The organism is Methanoregula sp. (assembly GCF_002835825.1).
Classification (GTDB): Archaea; Halobacteriota; Methanomicrobia; order Methanomicrobiales; family Methanospirillaceae; genus Methanoregula.
Window position 1 is genome coordinate 1 of the sequence record NZ_PIZH01000458.1, and the last position, 1,616, is coordinate 1,616.

Genomic DNA, 1,616 nt, shown 5'->3' on the forward strand with positions numbered 1-1,616 from the left:
TCCGGGAGTTCCTGCCGGATAAAAAAAGAATCCATCTTTACCTGTTGGGCGGGCGGGATGATAAGGGAACGGTTAGGGAGGAGAGGAACTCATATCTTAAGGAGCCGTTCGTTCTCCCGCAGCCACTCCCGCCGCTGCTGATAATCCGGCATGAGCGCTTCGACCTTTGCCCAGAACTTTTTCGAATGATCATGCTGCCGGAGGTGGACGAGTTCGTGGACGATGACATAGTCCACGATCGAAAGCGGTGCCTGGACAAGGCGCCAGCTGAAGTTGAGCCCGCCCCGGTACGTGCAGGAGCCCCATCTCCCCTGTGCATGGGTGATGCGGATCGACGTGGGGGAGTACCCGGTCATCATCGAGAAGTACAAGCACCGGGCCGTGATCTCCTTCTTTGCCTCCTCCACGTACCAGCGTTGCAGTGCGATCCGCACATCTGGAATGAGAGCGCGGGAGACCTCAAGCCGGTCCGTGCGGACAATGGTATCCCCGGGCTCATCCGTGAAGTGCAGGGGATACGGGCGCCCAAGAAACCAGAAGACCTCTCCCTCTTCATACCGCCGGGCATGCGCCTGCGGCCGGGCCCGCATCTCGGCCATCTTCTTTGTGATCCAGGCGCTCTTCTGTTGGATCATTGCATCGATGTATGCCTGCGGTACGCGGTGGGGGGCGCGGACGACCAGGGTCGCCTTGAACGTCACCTCCAGCGCTATTGTCTTGCGCCGTGAGCGGACAATCTTCTCAATGGGAATGGCGGGCATGGGCACTGCTGTCAGTACATGATCTCCGTGCCGGAAGAAAAAGAGAGGGTTACCGGATTAGGCAGCAGGATGAGGATGGTTGTTGTACCCATCACTTGCAATCTTCCCGTCCCTGAGCCGGACGATCCGGTGGAAGTACTCCTTGTGCCAGTCCTCGTGGGAGACCATTACGATGGTCTGCTTCATCTCTTCGTTGATGTCATGGAAGAGGTCAAGCACCATCCGCGAGTTCTCGGTGTCGAGGTTCGCACACGGTTCGTCCGCGAAGAGGATGTCAGGTTTATTAACAATAGCACGGGCAATGGAGACCCGCTGCTGCTGGCCACCCGAGAGTTCGCGGGGGAGGTGGTCACGGCGGTCGATGAGCCCGATTTTCTCTAAGACGAAGTCGCTGTCCTTTTGGATCTGTTCCTCGCTCCGGTCCTTCCGGAGCATTGCCGGCAGGGAGACATTCTCCATAACGGTCAGGTCAGGGACAAGGGCATAGTCCTGGAAGACATACCCGAGCTTGTAGAGCCGGAACATCGTCTTTTCGTAGTCCGAGAGGGCAAGCACATCGGTACCTTCGATGACGATCTTTCCATTCGTTGGTTCGTCGAGGAGGCCGAGCATGTGCAGGAGGGTGGTCTTGCCGCTCCCGCTCGCACCCATGATTCCGATGAACTCTCCCTTTGCAATGCCGAGCGTGACACCATCTGGTGCCCGCACTTCTACATTCTCCATACGGTTAATTTTGCTCAGGTCGGATATCTCGATCATGTCCGTCCCTCACGACTGACGTGTAATCTTCACCCGATACCGGGTACGAGGGAACGGATCAAGCAACCAGTGATGGGTCAAGAATGAGCAAGGTGG

2 protein-coding genes are annotated in these 1,616 nt (G+C 57.4%); both read right to left on the reverse strand.

All coding sequences use genetic code 11. From position 1 onward, the window contains the following. Window positions 1-89 precede the first annotated feature (89 nt). Window positions 90-761 carry a M48 family metallopeptidase gene (locus tag CW742_RS12260; protein WP_292420772.1) on the reverse strand — a complete coding sequence of 224 codons (672 nt, stop codon included), beginning with the start codon at window positions 759-761 and terminating at the stop codon, window positions 90-92. Window positions 762-818: 57 nt separating this feature from the next. Then, the gene (locus CW742_RS12265; protein WP_292420774.1) at window positions 819-1,520 is read right to left on the reverse strand and encodes an ABC transporter ATP-binding protein; all 702 of its coding nucleotides are present in this window, start codon (window positions 1,518-1,520) and stop codon (window positions 819-821) included. Window positions 1,521-1,616: the final 96 nt, after the last annotated feature.

Coding starts and splice junctions, on each gene's coding strand:
- CW742_RS12260 (WP_292420772.1), bottom strand. CDS start 761: ATGCCCGCCATTCCCATTGAGAAGATTGTCCGCTCACGGCGCAAGACA.
- CW742_RS12265 (WP_292420774.1), bottom strand. CDS start 1,520: ATGATCGAGATATCCGACCTGAGCAAAATTAACCGTATGGAGAATGTA.